The sequence below is a fragment of the Streptomyces daqingensis genome (assembly GCF_014645895.1).
Taxonomy (GTDB): domain Bacteria; phylum Actinomycetota; class Actinomycetes; order Streptomycetales; family Streptomycetaceae; genus Streptomyces; species Streptomyces daqingensis.
In genome coordinates this window covers 463,429-481,604 of record NZ_BMMP01000001.1, presented here as the reverse complement: position 1 = coordinate 481,604, position 18,176 = coordinate 463,429, and the positions used below count along the sequence as shown (strand labels likewise).

Annotated in this window: 17 protein-coding genes; 12 read left to right on the top strand and 5 right to left on the bottom strand. The window is 72.4% G+C overall.

The window, feature by feature from the left end:
• Positions 1–723 precede the first annotated feature (723 nt).
• Positions 724–1,056 (top strand): hypothetical protein, encoded by a 333-nt coding sequence (locus IEY56_RS02130; RefSeq protein WP_189035288.1) that lies wholly within the window; start codon positions 724–726, stop codon positions 1,054–1,056.
• A 594-nt stretch (positions 1,057–1,650) separates the two neighbouring features.
• Here the strand turns inward: IEY56_RS02130 and IEY56_RS02125 are convergent.
• The gene (locus IEY56_RS02125; RefSeq protein WP_189035287.1) at positions 1,651–2,226 is read right to left on the bottom strand and encodes a dihydrofolate reductase family protein; all 576 of its coding nucleotides are present in this window, start codon (positions 2,224–2,226) and stop codon (positions 1,651–1,653) included.
• Between the two features lie 100 nt (positions 2,227–2,326).
• Here IEY56_RS02125 and IEY56_RS02120 point away from each other — a divergent pair, with 100 nt between their 5' ends.
• Entirely contained in the window at positions 2,327–2,521 is a 195-nt protein-coding gene (locus tag IEY56_RS02120) for a hypothetical protein (RefSeq protein WP_189035286.1), read from the top strand.
• Positions 2,522–2,617: 96 nt separating this feature from the next.
• Here IEY56_RS02120 and IEY56_RS02115 read toward each other — a convergent pair whose 3' ends face one another.
• Positions 2,618–3,046 (bottom strand): VOC family protein, encoded by a 429-nt coding sequence (locus IEY56_RS02115; protein WP_189035285.1) that lies wholly within the window; start codon positions 3,044–3,046, stop codon positions 2,618–2,620.
• Between the two features lie 174 nt (positions 3,047–3,220).
• On the opposite strand from IEY56_RS02115, the gene IEY56_RS02110 reads away from it, so the two are divergent.
• From IEY56_RS02110 to IEY56_RS02100, 3 genes are all read left to right on the top strand, one after another.
• Positions 3,221–3,736 carry a putative immunity protein gene (locus IEY56_RS02110; RefSeq protein ID WP_189035284.1) on the top strand — a complete coding sequence of 172 codons (516 nt, stop codon included), beginning with the start codon at positions 3,221–3,223 and terminating at the stop codon, positions 3,734–3,736.
• A gap of 161 nt (positions 3,737–3,897) precedes the next feature.
• Entirely contained in the window at positions 3,898–5,289 is a 1,392-nt protein-coding gene (locus IEY56_RS02105) for an FAD-binding oxidoreductase (protein ID WP_189035283.1), read from the top strand.
• Between the two features lie 255 nt (positions 5,290–5,544).
• On the top strand, positions 5,545–5,907 hold the full coding sequence (locus tag IEY56_RS02100) for a hypothetical protein (protein ID WP_229711478.1): 363 nt from the start codon (positions 5,545–5,547) through the stop codon (positions 5,905–5,907).
• Between the two features lie 224 nt (positions 5,908–6,131).
• Here the strand turns inward: IEY56_RS02100 and IEY56_RS02095 are convergent, their stop codons facing one another.
• On the bottom strand, positions 6,132–6,890 hold the full coding sequence (locus IEY56_RS02095; RefSeq protein ID WP_229711476.1) for a FadR/GntR family transcriptional regulator: 759 nt from the start codon (positions 6,888–6,890) through the stop codon (positions 6,132–6,134).
• Positions 6,891–7,113: 223 nt separating this feature from the next.
• Here IEY56_RS02095 and IEY56_RS02090 point away from each other — a divergent pair, with 223 nt between their 5' ends.
• From IEY56_RS02090 to IEY56_RS02065, 6 genes are all read left to right on the top strand, one after another.
• Positions 7,114–8,334 (top strand): M20 family metallopeptidase, encoded by a 1,221-nt coding sequence (locus IEY56_RS02090; RefSeq protein ID WP_189035282.1) that lies wholly within the window; start codon positions 7,114–7,116, stop codon positions 8,332–8,334.
• Entirely contained in the window at positions 8,331–9,827 is a 1,497-nt protein-coding gene (locus IEY56_RS02085; RefSeq protein WP_229711474.1) for an aldehyde dehydrogenase family protein, read from the top strand. The genes IEY56_RS02090 and IEY56_RS02085 overlap by 4 nt, the downstream gene beginning before the upstream one ends.
• Positions 9,824–10,666 (top strand): SDR family NAD(P)-dependent oxidoreductase, encoded by an 843-nt coding sequence (locus IEY56_RS02080; RefSeq protein ID WP_189035281.1) that lies wholly within the window; start codon positions 9,824–9,826, stop codon positions 10,664–10,666. Before IEY56_RS02085 ends, IEY56_RS02080 begins: the two co-directional genes overlap by 4 nt.
• A gap of 147 nt (positions 10,667–10,813) precedes the next feature.
• Positions 10,814–11,188: a DUF3311 domain-containing protein gene (locus IEY56_RS02075; protein ID WP_189035280.1), complete on the top strand. Its 375-nt coding sequence runs from the start codon at positions 10,814–10,816 to the stop codon at positions 11,186–11,188.
• Entirely contained in the window at positions 11,185–12,708 is a 1,524-nt protein-coding gene (locus IEY56_RS02070; protein ID WP_189035279.1) for a sodium:solute symporter family protein, read from the top strand. The genes IEY56_RS02075 and IEY56_RS02070 overlap by 4 nt, the downstream gene beginning before the upstream one ends.
• Complete coding sequence (locus IEY56_RS02065) at positions 12,708–14,324, top strand: amidohydrolase (protein WP_189035278.1); 1,617 nt, start codon at positions 12,708–12,710, stop codon at positions 14,322–14,324. Before IEY56_RS02070 ends, IEY56_RS02065 begins: the two co-directional genes overlap by 1 nt.
• Positions 14,325–14,374: 50 nt before the next feature.
• Here IEY56_RS02065 and IEY56_RS02060 read toward each other — a convergent pair whose 3' ends face one another.
• Both IEY56_RS02060 and IEY56_RS02055 read right to left on the bottom strand, forming a co-directional pair.
• Positions 14,375–14,719: a DUF3140 domain-containing protein gene (locus IEY56_RS02060; RefSeq protein WP_189035277.1), complete on the bottom strand. Its 345-nt coding sequence runs from the start codon at positions 14,717–14,719 to the stop codon at positions 14,375–14,377.
• A complete protein-coding gene (locus IEY56_RS02055; protein ID WP_189035276.1) occupies positions 14,716–14,937 on the bottom strand; it encodes a hypervirulence associated TUDOR domain-containing protein in 222 nt (73 codons plus the stop codon). The genes IEY56_RS02060 and IEY56_RS02055 overlap by 4 nt, the downstream gene beginning before the upstream one ends.
• A 670-nt stretch (positions 14,938–15,607) precedes the next feature.
• Here IEY56_RS02055 and IEY56_RS02050 point away from each other — a divergent pair.
• Entirely contained in the window at positions 15,608–18,166 is a 2,559-nt protein-coding gene (locus tag IEY56_RS02050; protein WP_189035275.1) for an ATP-binding protein, read from the top strand.
• The last annotated feature ends 10 nt before the right edge of the window (positions 18,167–18,176 follow it).

Sequence of the window (18,176 nt, the reverse complement as noted above, 5' to 3'; positions counted from 1 at the left end):
GGGAGACCGTCCGCAGCATGACGCTCGGGCTCGGCAACCGGCCGCGGAGGCGGACCCGCAGGCGCAGGCGGCGGACCGGCAGGCGCGGGAGCGTTCCCGGCACGAGCGGGCGGCGGACCCGCAGGCGCAGGAGCAGTCGGCGCCGGGAGACCGTCCGCAGCATGACGCTCGGGCTCCGCGACAGGCGCCGGACCGGGCGGTGCCGGGGCCGGACCGTCGGGTCCCGAAGCCTGTGCCGGCGGCGGTGCCGGATGATCGGCAGGCGCCTGGGCCGGGGGGTCAGCCGGAGGCGGGGCCGGGGCTTCGGCCTCAGGCGCGGGAGGCGCCTCGGCAGCCGGTGCCGGAGGCGGAGGCGGAGGGTCTGCGGGAGGCGGAGCCGGTGCGTCGTTCGTTGGAGCGGGCGCCTCAGCGGGTGGCGGAGCCGGAGCATCGGGCGCGGGGGCGGCTGGTGCCTCAGCGGCCGGGGCGGGAGGCGGAGGGTCTGCGGGAGGCGGAGCCGGTGCGTCGTTCGCGGATGGCGGTGCGTCGTTCGCCGGGGTCGGTGCGGGGGCGTCCGCCTGCGGCGCGCTCAGCGCGGAGGCGATCGCCTCACCGAGTGACGCGCCAGGGCCGTCGCCGCCCGCTGATCCCGGTTTGTCACCGGGGCCTCCCCGGTCCGGTGATCCTGGGTTACCGCGGTCCGGCGGTGCCGGATCGCCGCCAGGCGTTCCACCTTCCGGCGAGTTGAAGCGGTGGGTGCTGTGCTGGGTGGACACCGTCCTCGTCCCGTCCCCGTTGTCGCGGACGCTGATCTGGGTGGTGCCCGACCTGGGCGAGTCATGTGACGCCGCCCCGCCCGGTCCCGTCCGTTGGGCGTTCGCACCGACGGTGTTCCCCGGGCTGGCGTTCAGGCCCGACCGGACGCTCCCCTGCGCGTTCGTCCCCGAATCCGGGGCGCTCGTGCTGGAGTTGGGGCCGGTGTCGGCTGCGGCAGCGGTCCCGGCCGCCATGAAGCTCGCGGCGAACGCTCCCGCTATGACGAATCCGCTGCGCTTGGTGGCATACCGGGCCAGATGACGTTGGAGCTTCTCGGAGGGCTGACGGTGACGTCCCGTCATACGGCTTCCTTTCCTCGACCGACGCGCGTGTGGCGCCGCATGTGGGGGTTGTTGGCTGTCGCGCGTATGGAGTGCGGAGCCGTCTGCCGCTTCCCGGGTGAGTCGATGCGCGTTCGGTTGCCATACCGACTCAGGGGCGCGACGGGGCTCTTCGGAGCGGCATCGGGCGAAACGCCAGGGTCCGCCCGACTGTTACTGCGCTTCTTCGCAGTGATTCGCCAAGGCACCCGGCGAAGCCTGATCTGTCGCGGGGTGCGGCAGCCTCCCGTCGGCTGACTCGTCTCACGCGCCTGACCTCCCCGCTTCGGCCGGCTGGTGACTGACCAGCACCTCCATCATTATGTTGAAGGTGCGTCACAATGATGAAGCGTGGCGGGCACGTTAGGCCCGCCTGCCGGTGAGGTCAAGAGACAGCGCCTCCCCACCTGTTACCCGGAGTTCAGGGCGGCGGACATAACGGCTGGCGCGCAGCAGAAGCCGGGGATCACGATCGACGCCCTCGCAGTCGGCGGCGCCGGGCGACCGCCGCCGCGGGGCGTGCTTCCCCTACAGGTCAGTGGAGGGTGGGCCGGTACACGAGTTCCTGGATGCGGCCGTCCAGCGTCCGGTTCTCGATGAGCTCCAGGTCGAAATCGGCCGCGCCCCGGAAGACCGGATCGAGCCCCGTCCGTCCGGTGATGACGGGGAAGATCGTCACCTGCACGCGGTCGACCAGGCCGGCGGCCATCAGCGCCCGGTTCATCGACAGGCTTCCGTGCGAGCGCAACGGCACGTCGGACTCCTCCTTGAGCCGTGCGACGACGTCCACGGCATCACCACGCGCGATCGTCGCGTTCGACCAGGCAAGGGGGGCTTCCAGCGTCGTCGAGACCACCGTCGTCGGCATGCCTCGCAGCCTGGTGACCCACGGGTCGCGCACGTCGGAGTTCTCGGTGCTCGAGGCGAGCATCTTCGCGAAGGCCCGGAAGGTGTTGGCCCCGAGCACCATCCGCTGCTCCGGCCGGTACAGGGCGAGGCGGTGGTCGAGCAGTTCGGGACCCTGCTTGCCCCAGTAGCCCTCCCAGTCGCCGCCGCCGGCCCCGTAACCGTCGAGGCTGGAGAAGACGTCGAAGGTGTAAGTGGCGGTCATGTCGATCCCCTCAGATGCCGTTGTCCGGGCCTGTGATTGCAGACTCGCGGATGCTGCGAGACTCATCGCACCGGCCGACCACCAGCGCGGAGGAGAGCACGTGACCGCCGACGGCAGCACCGATCGCCGTGAGAAGTACGCGAGGGCGCTCTACTCGACGCTCGGATTCAGCGCCGAGCGCCACCCCTGGACGACACTGGCACCGGCCCGCCGGGAAGTCTGGTACCAGCGGGCGGACGCGGCCATCTCTCTGGCGGACGAGGAGATCGCGGAAGCCGTGCGCGACTCCCGGTGAAGCACGTGTGCGGAGCGCGTACGAGGGGTGCGTACGACGAGCCTCCGCACTGCGGGAATTGTCTCGCTCGGGCGGCCCCGCCGGCTCCGAGGGCGCTCAGTCGAGGCAGAACTCGTTGCCCTCGATGTCCAGCATGGGGATGCACGCGTCACTGCCGTCGTACAGCGTTCGCACGTGTACCGCGCCGAGCGGGACCAGCCGTGCGCGCTCGGCGTCGAGTGCGGCGAGACGTTCCTCGCCCACGAGTCCGGTGCCCACCCGCACGTCGAGATGCAGCCGGTTCTTGGCGGCCTTCCCTTCAGGCACGCGCTGGAAGTACAGTCGCGGACCCACGCCCGAGGGATCGACGCAGGCGCACCACGCGTCGCGCTCCTCAGGGGGCAGGGAGTTCTGGAAGTCGCTCCACGCGGCGAACCCCTCCCGTGGCGGCGCGACGACGTACCCCAGCACCTCGCACCAGAAGCGGGCGAGCCGCTCAGGTTCCGCGCAGTCGAAGGTGACTTGGAACTGCCTGATCCGGGACATCGGCGCACCTTACCGCGAGTCCGCTCCCCGTTCTCCCGAATAAGTCGGCACGCTGACGGAGGATACTGAGCTCCGACGCCCGACTGCCGGTGCCCCGTCGAAACATCTGGGGACCAGGCCGTCCGGCCCGTCAGAACCGCGCGATCAGGTGCAGCAGAAGGAGCGCCGGCAGAGATGATCCTCCCGAAGATCCGGGACCCGCGCTTCATCACGATCCGCCGGGGCGGCACCCTCACGGACGAGGATCATCGTCTGCTCGCGCTCTGGGCGGCGGCTTGCGCGGAGCACGTCCTCGGCCTCTTCGAGTCCGCGCAGCCCGACGACCCCCGCCCGCGTGAGGCCATCGAGCACGCCCGCGCGTGGGTACGCGGGGAGGTCGCCATGATGCGGGCCCGCGCGGCGGGCGGCCACGCGATGGGTGCGGCGAGAGACCTGCGCGGGGCACCACGCCATGCCGCGTACGCGGCGGGGCAGGCCGGGGCGGTCGCGCATGTCGCCGCCCACGAACTCGGCGCCGCCGCCTACGCGATCAAGGCCGTACGCGCTGCCGCGCCGAAGGGCGAGGAGGACGCCGCGGGCCGTCTGGAGTGCCGATGGCAGCGGGACCAGCTCCCCGAAGCGATCCGCGAACTCGTCCTCGACGACCAGCGCTTGCGCAACGACATCTGCTGGTCCGTCTTCGACTGCTGAGAGTGAGACGCCTCCGGCGGCTTGCGCTCAGCGCGCCCTGGCCGCCGCCCACGCGCGCGACGCTCCCTCCTCGAGCGTGGGCCGCCCCGCCTCGCGCCCGGCTCCCGTCACCCCCGCCACCAGGAGAGTTACGGTCGAAAGGGGAAGAAAGAGGGACGAATATGTCAACGCGGACGCTGGACCGCACTGCCCTGGACACGCTGCGAAGGAACTTCACCGGTGCGCTGCTGGCGCCCGGCGACCCCGGCTACGAGGGGTGTCGCACCCTGTTCAACGCCATGATCGACCGGCATCCCGCCCTGATCGCCCAGTGCCGCACCGAGGACGACGTGGCCGCCGCCATCCGCTTCGGAAGGCAGACGGGCTCGGAGACCGCCGTCCGCGGAGGCGGCCACGGCGTGGCCGGAACCTGCACCACCGAGGGCGGTCTCGTAGTGGACCTGCGGCATCTGGACTCCGTCACCGTCGACCCCGACGCCCGTACCGCGACGGTCGGCGGCGGCGCCACCATGGCCGACCTCGACGCAGCGACCCAGCCGTACCGGCTCGCCACCACCGGGGGGCGCGTCTCGACCACCGGAGTCGGCGGCTTCCTCCTCGGCGGCGGCTCCGGCTGGCTGGACCGGACGTTCGGGCTGGCCTGCGACAACCTCGTCGCCGCCGACCTGATCACCGCAGACGGCAGCAAGGTGCACACCGACGCCACCACCGAACCGGACCTGTTCTGGGCCCTGCACGGAGGCGGCGGCAACTTCGGCGCCGTCACCTCCTTCACCCTGCGCCTGCACCCTCTGGCGGCGCTCACAGCGGCGCTGCTGATCTGGCGGCCCGAGGAGGGGCCGGAGGTCACTCGCGCCTACCGCGACTTCATCGCGGGCGCCCCCGACTCGGTGGGCGGCGGCCTCATCTACGTCACCGCTCCCGACGAGCCGTTCGTCCCGGAAGACCTGACCGGCTCCCTGGCCTGCCTCGCCCTGGTCACCTACACCGGCCCCGAGCAGGAGGCCCGCGAGGTCCTCGAACCGCTGCTGCGCCTCGCTCCCGCCGGGGAGATGATCGCCGAGATGCCCTACGCCGAACTGCAGAGCATGCTCGACGACCCGCCCGGCTACCGCAACTACTGGTCGGCCGAGCACCTGCAGTCCCTCCCCGACGAGGCCGTGGACGTCTTCTGCAGGAAGGCGCACGAGATGATCGTCCCCTCGCCCTCCCAGCACGTGCTCTTCCCCCAGGGCGGCGCCGTCGACGACGACCCGCACGACTACCCCGTCCCCTGGCGCCACGCTCCCTGGACCGTCCACCCGTTCGGGCTGTGGAGCGACCCCGTCGACGACGACCGCGCCGTCGCCTGGGCCCGCGGCCTCCTCAGGGAGTTGCGCCCCTGGACCAGCGGAAGCGTCTACCTCAACTTCATCGGCCAGGAAGGCCACGACCGGCTCGTCAACGCCTTCGGGCCCCGCAACTACGAACGTCTCACGCGCATCAAGGCCCGCTACGACCCCGGCAACACGTTCCACCTCAACCACAACGTCCCGCCCGCGAGCGGTAGTTGAGGGCAGCGACGGCGACTCCGTACGCGTCCCGTCGTTCGCGACGTCCACGTGGCGCGTGCTCGATTTCCCGGGCATTGGTGCTCGGAATGCGCTGGACTGGCCTATCTCGGCCCGGCGTTGACCACACCCCGGCGCAACACGGCACCCTCCTCCGCGAGTTCGCAGCCCGCCCGCCCAGGAGGCCGTGCGCATGCTCCTGTCCGCGTCGCTTCCGGTGGCGGAGTTGTGCCCGACTGCCGCGGATAGGCTGGCGCGATGGGCCTCCTCGACAGACTGACCGGCACCAGGCGCCCCTGCAGCGGCGTCGCGGCCCGCCCGGCCGAGGACGTGCGGGCGATGCTGCTCGATCTCGACGCCGCCCACGCCGCTTATGACGTCCGGGACGGCACCCCGGAGGGAGCGGACGTCATCGCGGAGTGGCAGGTCCGCGAGCCGGCCCTGGGGATGTTCTCCGCCCGCACCGAGATCCGCCATACGGTGCGCATACGGATGCGTCTCGTTGCGGCGCAGCGCGAAGTCCGCGCCCTGGAACAGCAGTCGGAGGTGAAACGCGTGGGCGGGAAGCAGGTGCGCGCCACGTATACCCGTGGTCCCGCACGGTCGGTCTCACGTCAGTGAAACAGCCCGAAGGGCCGACGACGGGGGCGAAACCACGGAGACCTTCCGCATCGACCGCGCGGAGTTGCGGGGAGTTCTCCGGGACACGGTCCTCTCGGCGGGCTGGACCTGGCGCGGCGTCCTCATCGGCAGGCTCTGACCATGCGAGGCGACGACGCGCCCTACGCCCTGTCCGACAGAACGCGCCTTGCTCGCGGAGGACGACGCCGTTCATCGGACACTGCCTAGCCCAGCGCCGCCTTCAGCAGCTGGCGGTCGCCCTCCCCCACGAGGTCCGCGTAGTAGTCGAACAGCGCCTCTCGTCCCAGGCGCGCGGCGCCTTCGCCGTCTCCCGCCCGGATCGCTTCCAGTACGCGTCGGTGGTGGGCCACTGAACGCTCCATCCACGCGCCCGCGTCCGAGACGGCGGCGATCTTCTGCTCGATCACGCCGACCACCGCCTCGTGCACCGCACGCGCGCACAGCCCCAGCAGCGCGTTGCCGCTCGCTTCGGCGACGGCCTGGTGGAAGAGGGCGTCCGCCTCGCTGAAGGCGCGCAGTCCTACCGGGCTCAGCTCTTCCATGCGGGCGATCTGCTCGGCCATCCGCTCCAGGTCGCTCTCCTGCCGAAGGCAGGCGGCGAGCCGGTTGCTCTCGCCGTCCAGCACCATCCGGAACTGGACCAGCTCCCCCACCGACGCGACACGGGAGCGCGTCAGCCTGCCCAGGGCCCGGGTGAGGCCCTCCGAGGAGACGCCGAGGACTTCCACGCCGAGCGGGTCGCCCGGCCGGGAGCGTACGAGGCCGCCCGACTCGAGGACTCGCAACGCCTCGCGCACGGTAGAGCGTCCGACGCCGAACTGCGAGACGAGTTCGCGTTCCCCCGGCAGGCGCGAGCCGGGCGGCAGCACTCCGCTGACGATCCTGTTCTCGATCTCCTCCGCGACGCGCTCGTACGCGCGCACCGCTCTCACCGGCTGGAACGGCACTCCCCCAGCAGCCACCGCACGCCCCTCTTGTCGTCGCCCATGTCCTCGCTCCGGCTCGGCGTCGCCGCCTCGCCGTGGTCTGCGGACACCATGCCGGAAGCAGATTCCGGTGCCTACGGCGCCCCTCCCCCTTGACCAACGCGTCAGCGCGCTAGGAGAGTACGGGAAATCAACTGGTCTGACCAGTCACCTGGCCTGGTGGAGAAGGCCGGCAAAGGGCTGTGGGAGAGGCTTGTCTATGCATTCCGAATCGGGTGGCCCGCCGCGCGACCTCGTGGTCGACGCGGACGCGGCCGTGGAGCTCACCCGCGACCTGGTGCGGCTGCGCACCGTCGCCGACGCGGAGGAGGTCGAGGGTCCGGCCGTCCGGCTGCTCGCCCGGCTGTTCACCGAGTTCGGCTGGCAGCACGAAGTGGTCGATGTGGCCCCCGGCAGGCAGAACCTCGTCGCCGTCGTCGAGGGCGGTGGCGGCGACGGGCCGACGCTGATGTTCGAGGGGCACACGGACGTCGTCACCGAGGGCGACAGCGCGGACTGGAGCAGCGACCCGTACGGCGGGGAGATCCGCGACGGCAAGCTGTGGGGCCGCGGCTCGGCGGACATGAAGTCCGGTCTGGCGGCGATGGTCCACGGCGTGCGCGCGCTCCAGCTGGCCGGGCCCTTCCCCGGACGGATCGTCCTGGGCGTGCTGTGCGACGAGGAGGGGATGATGCTCGGCGCCAAGGCGTTCTCGGCCTCCCCGGCGGCGGCCGGCGTGGACGGGGTCATCGTCTGCGAGCCGGAGGGCTACGAGGTGTGCACCTCCGCGCGCGGCGGCATCAGGCTGCGCCTGGAGCTGACGGGGGTGATGGCGCACGGCGCGATGCCGCAGGAGGCCAAGTCCCCTCTGCTGGCGGGCGCACGGATCATCGAGGCCCTCGCCGGAGTGGAGGAGTGGGCCGTCGGGCAGTGGGGGACGCACCCGCACGCAGGTGCGGTGACCGTCACGCCGACGGTGCTGCAGGCCGGGGACGCGGCACAGCTCAACGTCATCCCGGCGCACGGCCTCGTGGGCGTCGACGTCCGCACGATCCCCGGCACCGGCCACGCGGAGCTGACGGGCCGTATCCGTCAGGCCGCGGAAGAGGCCGCGGCCACTGCCGGCGTCACTGTGGAGACGACCGTCGTCGACGACCGGCCTGCCGTTGAGGTGGCGCAGGACCACCCCGTCGTCACGGCCCTCGTCGCCGCGCATCTCGGCGAGCACGGCGTACCGCCCGCGTACGGCGCCGTTCCCGGGACCACCGACGGGACGATCCTCACCCGCGACGCGGGCCTGCCGACCGTGGTCTACGGCCCGGGCGGGAAGTGGATCGCGCACCAGAAGGACGAGTTCGTGGAGGTGGCCGAGATCGGGGCGTACGCGAGGGTCTACGCGAACGCCGCCCGCCAGTTCCTGACCGGTGGGGCCGCCCGGTGAGCCCCGCGGCACACTCCCCGTCGGAAGCGGGCACCGTCTCCGGTCTGCCCGGGGTCCCCGCGGACCTCACGGCGGGACTGCCCGTCGGGGAGGCGCTGGTGGCCACCGACGGTTCGCAGCCCGTCCACTTCCCCTACGACGGCACCGAGATCGCCCGCTCCCCCCTGGGCGACGAGGCGACAGCGAACCGGGCCGCCGAGCACGCGGCGGCGCTGCGCAAGCAGGTCGGGGCGCTGCCCTCCCGGGTACGGCGCCGGGTGCTGCTCGGGGTCGCCGACGCCCTGCGGGACGCGGCCGGCCCCATGGAGGACCTGCTCGTCCTGGAGACGGGCAAACCGCGGGTGGACTGCCGCACCGAAGTGATGCGGGCGGTGGCGACGTGGGAGGCCACGGCCGACGAGGTATCGCGCACGCACGGGGAGACGGTCCCCCTGGATCTGCTGCCCTCCGGCGACGGGATGACGGGGTTCTGGACTCGGCGGCCGGTCGGAGTGGTCGTGGGCGTGACCGGGTTCAACTACCCGATGATGCTCGCCTCCCACAAGATCGCTCCGGCCCTGGCGGCCGGCTGCCCCGTCATCGTCAAGCCGGCGCCCGCGACTCCGCTGGCCACGCTGTGGCTGGTGCGGCTCGTGCGGGAGCAGCTGGAGGCGGCGGGGGCTCCGGCCGGTGCGGTGCAGATGGTCACCGGCGACGCCGGGGTGGGCAGGACCCTGACGACGCATCCGCACGTCGCGGCGGTCTCCTTCACGGGATCGGCCGGGATCGGGCATCTCATCGCCAGGGAGGCGGCGCCGCGGAAGGTCGTCCTCGAACTGGGCTCCAACGCCGCGCTGGTGGTGGCGGCGGACGCCGATCTGGACGCGGCGGCCGACGCCGTCGTGCGCGGCGGGTACTACGCGTCGGGGCAGGCGTGCATCGCCGTCCAGCGCGTGATCGCCGTCGAGGAGGTCGCGGCGGAGCTGGAGCGGAAGATCACGGAGCGGCTGCCGCAGGTCCTCGTCGGCGACCCGCGGGCCGAGGAGACCCGCGTGTCCGCCCTGATCGACGAGGCGGCGACGGAACGGGTCGGGCGGTGGGTCGACGAGGCCCGCGCGGCCGGTGCGCGCCTGGTGCACGGCGGGACGCGCGAGGGGCGCTGCCTCACTCCGGCGCTGCTGACGGGGGTGCCCGACGGCCAGCCGGCGTGGGACGAGGAGATCTTCGGGCCGGTGGTGTGCCTGCGGGCGGTGCCGGACCTCGCGGCGGCGTACGCGACGGTCAACGCCAGCCGCTACGGGCTGCACGCCGCGGTCTTCACCCGGGATCTCGGCGCGGCCTTCGACGCCGTGGAGGAGCTGGAGGTCGGCGGCGTCGTCGTCAACGACGTCCCGGGCTACCGCTGCGACATCGCGCCCTACGGCGGCGTGAAGGACTCGGGGACGGGCCGGGAGGGCCCGCGGTTCGCCATCGAGGAGATGACGGTGACACGTATGGCGGTGATCCGGCGATGACGGCGGAACAGCGGACGCCGGAGGGACAGCCGGCGCCGGCGGGCTACGCGGGCCTGTTCCGGCTGGACGGCCGCCGGGTCGCGGTGGTCGGCGGCGGGAGCGGCATCGGCCGGGAGTCGGCGCGGGCCCTCGCGGCGCACGGCGCCGAGGTGCTCGTCGCGGACCGGGACGATGAAGGCGCGGCCGAGACGGCGCGGCTCGCCTCGCTCGAGGCGCCGGCCCCGGGTGCGTCCACCGGCCGGGTGAGCACGCACCGGCTCGACGTCCTGGACGGGGACGCGGTGCGCGAGGCCGTACGGGGGTGGGGCGAGCTGGACGGTCTCGTGGTGACGGTGGGCGCGAACGTGCGCAAGCGGATCAGCGACTACACGGCGTCCGACTTCGACAAGGTCCTCGCGCTGAACCTGCGCGCCTATCTGACGCTCGTGCAGGCGGTGGCGCCCGGCATGGCCGAGCGCGGGCGCGGCAGCGTCGTGGGGCTGTCGTCGATGCGCGCCTTCCAGGTGGAGGCCGGGCAGAGCGTGTACGCGGCGTCGAAGGCCGGGCTGGTGCAGCTGCTGCGTACGGCGGCCGCGGAGTGGGGGCCAAGCGGCGTGCGGTTCAACGCGGTGGCGCCCGGCGTGGTCCGTACACCGCTGACCGATCAGATCGCGGACGACCCTCAGTGGTACGACGCGTACGCCCGTGCCTCCGCGCTGCAGCGGTGGGCCGGCGCCGGCGAGATCGCGGGTGCCGTGACCTATCTGGTCTCCGACGCCTCCACGTACGTCACCGGCAGCGTTCTGACCGTGGACGGAGGGTGGACCGCGGTCGACGGACGCTACGACCCGTCCGTGTGAGCTGAGCGGACACCCCGGCGTCGGACGCGCCGCACGCCGAACTCCACGACGGGAGCTGCGAACAGGCACCCCGCCGAAAGCAGAGCAGACAGCACGGAAGCACAGCGCACGAGCACGCATCGAGCACCGAGCACATCAAGGAGCCACATGTCCGAGAGCCCCTCACCGGGCGGGCAGGAGTCCCCGCCGCTCCCGCAGGAACCAGGTTCGTCCGCCTTCGACGCGCTGCCCACGGTGGCACCGCGCCGCCGGATGCTGTGGCTGCTGCTGGTGCCCGCCGTGCTGTACTGCGCGGCGCCTCTGGTGGCCAACAGCATCGAGCCGCGCATCCTGGGCGTGCCGTTCCTGCTGGCGTGGATCATCGCCGCGACGGTGATCTCCCCGCTCGTCATATGGGCCGTCGCGCGGCTCGATCCGGCCTACCGGACGGGGGCGATCGAGCCGGTCCCGGTCGACGACGACCCGCTCGGCGAGGACGCGGGCGGCCAGGGCGGCTCCGCGGGCAAGGGGGGTGCGCGATGAGCTCCTCCGCGACGATCGCGACGTCCATATTCGCGGTGGCGATGATCGCCACCATCGCCGTGGGTGTGCTGAGCGCCCGCGGCCGCGACAAGGGGCTCGCCGAGTGGTCGGTCTCCAGCCGCGGCCTGGGCGTGCTGTTCATCTGGCTGCTGATGGCGGGCGAGACCTACACCAGTTTCTCGTTCCTGGGGACCGCGGGGTGGTCGTTCTCCTTCGGGGTTCCGATCCTCTACCTGGTGGCGTATCTGACCACCGGCTTCGCCGTGGCGTACGTGGTGGGACCCGCGCTGTGGACGTACGCGAGTCGGCACCGCCTGATCTCCATCGCGGACATGGCCGAACACCGCTTCCGTTCCCGGCCGTTGGGGATTCTCGTCGCCATCGTGGCGACCGTCTTCATCGTCCCCTACATCCAGGTTCAGATTCAGGGCATGGGCCTCGTGGTCAACGCAATGACGTACGGGAGCGTCGACCTGCGGGTCGCCGCGGTGATCTCCTTCGTCGTCGCTGAGGTCTTCATCCTGGTCTCGGGGCTGCGCGGTTCGGCGTGGGTGAGCGCGCTGAAGGACGTCCTGGTGATCGCGGCCGTGGCGTTCCTCGCGGTGTACGTGCCGATGCACTACGTGGACGGCGTCGGCGACTTCATGCAGCGGATGGTCTCCGAGAAGCCGGAGTGGCTGACCTTCCCGGGCCACGACTCGGGCGGCCTGGACGGCACGTGGTTCATCAGCACCCTGCTGCTGAACGCGGTGACGATCACGATCTTCCCGACGACGGTGGCCGGATACCTCAGCGCCAAGTCCCCGAACGCGCTGCGCCGCAACGCGCTGCTGCTGCCGTGGTACCAGCTGCTGCTGTTCATCCCGATGATGGTCGGGGCGACGGCGCTGTTCGTGATCCCGAACCTCGACAACCCCGACCTGGCGCTGTTCTCGCTCGTCACCGAGTCGCTGCCCGCACCGGTCGTGGCCGTGATCGGCGTGGCCGGGGCGCTCTCGGCGATCGTGCCGATGAGCGTGTTCATGCTGTCGATCGGCACGCTGTGGGGCCGGACCCTGCTGGGCGGCGGGAACGGCGCGGACCCCCGCAGCCGCCGCACGGGCCGGGCTCCCGCCGACGACGTGCGGACGAAGCGGCTCTCGCAGCTCGTCTGCCTCCTGGCCGGCCTGCTGGCACTCGCGGGGGCGCTGTTCTTCCCCAACACCCTCGTGGAGCTGTCGGTCCTGTCCTACGAGGGCCTCGCACAGCTCGTGCCCGCGGTCCTGCTGGGGCTGTACTGGCGCCGGATGACGACTCTCGCCGCGGGAGCCGGAACTCTCGTCGGCCTCACGGTCATGACCGCGCTGTGGGCTTCGGGCAACGACCCGTGGAACGGCGTCAACGGCGGCATCATCGCTCTCGGCGCCAACCTCGCGGTCGCCTACGCTGTCTCGCGACTGCGGCCCGGGACCGACCGCCCGGCCGCGGCGGCGCCGGCCGGAGGCGGGGCCGCCGCCTCCACATCCGGGGAGACTTCGTGATGGACGAGACCACGCCCGTTCTCTACCGGGCCGCCCGCATCGTCAGTCAGGGGCACACGGGCGGCGAGCCGGAGGCCCTGGCCGTCGCGGACGGACGGATACGGGCCACCGGGTCCGTGTCCGCCCTGCGCGACCGCTTCCCCGGTGCGCGGGAAGTCGACTTCGGCGACGCGTGCATCGTGCCCGGCCTCAACGACGCCCACATCCATCTCGCCATAGCCGCCGAGGACATGCTGCATCTGGACCTGTCCGCCGACGCGGTGACGGACGTGCCGGACCTGCTGGCCCAGATCCGCCGCGAGGCCTCGCAGGCGGCGCCCGGCGAGTGGATCCGGGGCAGCCGCTACGACGACACCAAGACGGGCCCGCTCTCCCGCTGGGAGCTCGACGCGGCCGCTCCGGACCATCCGGTGCTCGTGGTGCAGGTCGCCGGGCACTGGGGGGTCGCCAACTCCGCGGCCCTGAGCGCCCTGCACATCGACGAGGACTCGGCGCCGCCCGAGGGCGGCGAGTTCGGGCGCTCGTCCGACGGACGGCTCGACGGGCGGCTCATCGAGCGCGCGTTGATGAACGTCGTGTATCCGGCGACCGCGCGGGGCAACCCCTCGCCCCTGCAGCCCAGTTCGCCCCAGGACAAGCTGCGGGGCCTGGCACGCGCCCAGCGGTCGTGGCAAGCGGCCGGACTGACGTCCGTGTGCGACGCGCTGATCGCGCCGCAGGACACCGACCTGCTGCACCAGGCCCGACAGAGCGGCCAACTCACCCTCCGCGTAGGGATGCTGCTGTCCATCGACCACTACGGTGCCGCACGCGCGCTCGGTCTCGGCAGCGGCTTCGGCGACGACATGCTGCGGCTGGTCGGCGTGAAGGCGTTCGTCGACGGGGCGATCGGCGGCCGTACCTGCCTGCTCGACGAGCCGTTCGCGGACACCGGCGGGTACGGGCTGCAGACCACGCCCACCGCGGAGCTGGTGCGGCAGGTCCACACCGTGCACGCCGACGGCAACCGCATCGGCGTGCACGCCAACGGCGACGCCGCCATCCGTCTCGTCCTCGACGCCATGGAGGACGCCCAACGCCGCACTCCCCGGCCGGGGTTGCGGCACAGGATCGAGCACTGCAGCGTGATCGACGCGGGCATCGTCGAGCGGATGCGCGCGCTGGGGGCCATCGCCGTGCCCTTCGCCGGGTACGTCGGCTACCACGGAGGCTCGCTGAACCGCTGGTACGGCCCGGAGCGTACGGAACGCATGTTCGCGCACCGGGCCTTCCTGGACGCGGGAGTCTGCGTCGCGGGCTCCTCCGACTATCCGTGCGGCCCGTATCAGCCGCTCCGCGGCATGCAGTCGATGGTCACCCGGGAGGGCATGGACGACGGCGTCACGGTCGGCCCCTCCCAACGGGTCACGCCGGGCGAGGCGTTGAGCGTCTTCACACTCGGCTCGGCTGAAGCCGAAGGCACCGACGACCACAAGGGGAGGCTGGTCCCCGGGTACCTCGCCGACTTCACCGTGCTGGGAGAGAACCCGCTCACGGCCGACCCGCACGGCATCGCCTCGATACCCGTCCGGGCGACCTACGTCGGCGGCGAACGCGTCTACCAAGCGGAAGCGTAGAGAGGCAGCGGAAGCGCAGCGCAGAAGAGGCTGCGGAGGGGCCCCGGTCCTCAACGCTGAGGGTCGTGGCCCCAGTTCATCAGCGAGTAGCGCCACCGCGAGTCGCGGGCGTCTCCCCCGGGCGGCTGGCCCAGGTGCCTGCGCACGTAGCCGACGACCTTCCGCATATGGGCGAGGTCGTCGTCGCTGAGCGAGTCCCGGTCGGTGCGCAGCAGCGCGACGATGCGCCGTCCGGAGGCATGGCCGGTGCTCTCCTCCCCTTCCTTGTGCTGCCCGACGCTCCACGACTCGTCCGTCGCCAGCCACTCCTCGAGTTCGCCGGCGCTCATGTTGACCGCGTCGTCAAAGTCGGCTAGGACCTCGTCGCGTTCGGTGCCGGTCCGGTGCGCGCTCATGAGGAGCGGCCCTTCCTCCTGAGCGATTCCGGTTTGTGGACCGCGGTGTTCCCGGACTTCTCGCTCTCCACTTCGTACTGCGGTTCCTCCGGGGAGGCGTCGACGGTCCTGCCGCCTGCCCGGGTGCGGCGGGTCAGCTTTCTCCTCACCGTTCCGACGGCTGTGCTTCCGTGACTCCTCCAGCTCACACGGTCGCCCTTGCGGAGCTTCTTCGCCATGACGGGCGCCCCTTTCTGCGGTGCGGACGGTGTGACGCCCGGGTGTCCTCGCGGCGGCCGCGTATGCCCGGCACCTTCGATCCGCGCCGGGCGGCAGGCGGTGCGGCATCCCGTCCCAGGTGGGGCCTTCGTGAGGGGCGTGCGCCGCTCGCTGCAGCGGACGGTCAGCGGACGTGGCGGAAGGTGACCGCCACGGCGCCGGGCACGGGCGGGAGGACGGGTCCCGCCCCTGCCGGAAAGGGCGCGCCGCGAGGCCCCGCCGCACGCCCGGGGAAGAGCGGAAGCGCCACGTCAAGATGTGTGGAGGGGACTTGTCGAAGTTCGCACGAAGTGGCCATCGCGTGACCGCGCGGTGGTAGTGCTGTGTCTGTGATCTGCGGCTTCGGTGTGCACCGGGCTCTCACCGCGGCGTCCGGGCCCCAGCGGTCCGGGAGCCGTCGCGCGGGCGGGCGCGCGTGGCCGGACGCCGCGGACTCGGATGACCTCGACTGAACAGGAAGACGGACAGGACCAGCCGGAAGACTGCCAGGGCGAGGGCATCGCTGGTGTGCGCCGGAGCGTGCCCCCTTCGGGGGCCGCTCCGCCGGAATCGACCGTGAGCATGTCCGCTGACCAGCGCCGGGGCCGCGAGGCCCGCAGCGCTCAGCCCGAGGCGTAGGGGGCAGTACCGGTGTGGAATCGCGCAGCTTCGGTGGAGTACGCGGGACGGGTGGGCGTGGGCTGTGTCGTCGCACCCGGAGTCATCCTCACCGCCCGCCGCATGGTGGAGCCCGCCTCGACGGAATCAGTGGGTGAACCGCGGATCGTGCGCGTCCTCAGCACCGGCCGCCCCGGCCCGCGCGCCGAGGCCGAAGTGGCCTGGCGGCGCGGTGAGGCGGCGCTGCTGCGCTGCCGCCCCAGGGACCTGGGCCAGGAGTTCACGCCCGTGCGGTGGGGGGAGATGACCTGCACCGACCCCGTCGCGCCGCCGCAGTGTTCGGCCCTGGGGCTGGCACCGAACGGCATGCGCTCCATCGAGTCGGGCGCGCGGAGGGATGAGGAGGCCGGGTGGCCGGACGCGGGCGGGCCAGAGCCGCTGAAGGCACCGGTCCACGTCGACATCGACACCGTGGCCAACGCCTCCCCCGCGTACGGGCTTCACCTCGCGCTGCGGCCCTCCCAGCACCTGGACGGCCAGGCGTACTCGCCGTGGCAGGGGATGTCCGGAGCCGCCGTCTTCTGCGCCGACCTGCTGATGGGCATGGTGGCCCACGCTCCGGGCGCGGGTCTGCACAGCCGCGTCGAGGCCGTGCCCGCGCGGCAGTTGCTGGAGGACCGCGGCTTCTGCGACATCATCGAGGAGGCCTGCGGAAGCCGGCCCCGCCTGGAGGCGGCGGACCTCGACGGGCTCTTCGACAGCCTCCCCCAACCGGCCGCCGCGGCCTCCTACTTGCTGGACCCGCGTTCCGAAGTCGTCGACTTCATCGGGCTCGACACCGAGATCAACACGCTCACCGACTGGTGCCACACCCGTGAGGGCGTGAGCGTCGCCGCCGTCGAAGGCCCCGCCGGTGTCGGGAAGAGCCGCCTGGGCGCGGAGCTGGCGCGCCGCCTGAGCGAGCGCCGGCCCGAGGCCGAACACCAGCCGGGAAGCGCGGACATCCCGTGGACCGCGGGGTTCCTCTCCGGAATACCGGCCCAGCAGCCGCCGCCCTACGGCATGTTCCGGCAGCTGACGAGACCCGCGCTGATCATCGTCGACGAGGCGGAGACGCGCCTCAAGCAGGTCGACGAGCTCCTCTCCGTCCTCGCGACGCACGAGCGTCCGCAGCACCGCATCCGCGTCCTGCTCCTGACCCGTTCGACGCGCAGCTGGTGGCACAAGCTGCAGGACCACTACCGCGGGCTCGTACTGGACCCGCCGGTACGCCTCGGCTCGGACGCCCTCTACCGCCACCACACCGCCGCGCAGATCCAGGAACTCGCCGAGATCGACTTCAGCAAGCGGATCCTCACCCTGCACAGGGCGGGAACGCCCGACGACTGGGACGCCTACCAGGCAGCCGACCAGCGCGCGTCGACAGCCGCCCAGACTCCTCCGGCGCAGACGGCGACCGTCACCAAGAGCACACCCCCGCACATCCTCACGCTGCACATGGACGCGCTCACCAGCGTTTTGCTCAACTCCCCCGGTGAGCTGACCGATTCGCTGCCCGCGACGCTGACCCTCCTCGAGCACGAGACCACCTACCTCAAGCGCGGCGCCGCCAAGCAGGGCCTCCCCCACGCCCATCCTCACCTTCTGCAGGCGCTGATGGCGCTCAAGGCGATGGCGGGCGCCGGCACCGAGGAGGAGGCCACGGCGCTCATCCAGACCGCGTGGCAGTTCCACCACCGCCCCCACCCCGCGCCGCTGGACGAGCACACCCTCCACAAGCTGCACCGGACCCTGCGCGAGTGCCACCCGCCGCTGGACGGGGGCAGTTGCGGGGGTACCGGGCCGCACGCGCTGACCAGCGCGCTCGTCGAGCGCCTGGAGAAGGACACCGGCACCTTCCTCCACCACGCCCTGACGTCCTCGCACATCACCGCCGGACAGCGGCAGCGCAGCCTCACCGCGCTCGCCCACACCCTCACCACCCACACCGGTCTCGCGCCCCACGTCGCGCACACCATCGCCGTCAACTCCGGGCTCCTCGCCGTCCCCGCCACGCACATCGCCGAGCACCTTCCCGAGACCACACGGGAGAAGTGGCTGAAGACGCTGCACGCCGCCGCGGCGCAGCGGCAGCGCGAGGTCCAGGAGCGGCAGCGTGAGGCCGAAGCCCGCAGGCAGGCCGAGGCTCAGCAGCGGGCCGCGCGCGAGGCGGCCGCCGCACGGGTCCAGACGGTCGCCGCCACGCCGGGCGAGCCTCTCGTTCTCACCCGGACCGCCGTGCGGGCCGACGGCACGGTGCACCCCTCGGCCCCCGCTCCCGCCGCTGCCGTGAACGGCGGCGGGCAGGGCGAGTCCGTCGTGCGGGAGCGGGTCGTCTCGAACGGCACGCCGGGGCGGCCCTCCGCCCCCGCACAGCCGGCTCCCACACCGCAGGGGACGACCGGTCCGCCATCGGCCCCCTCCCGGCAGGCCCCGCGGCGGAGGCGCCGCAGGAGTCTGCGGGACCCCAGCATCCCGGCGCTGTTCGTCATGATCACCGTGCCGCTGGCCATCCTCGTGACCGTCGTGTGGGCCACTCTCCATCGCACCTGAGCGGGCCGGA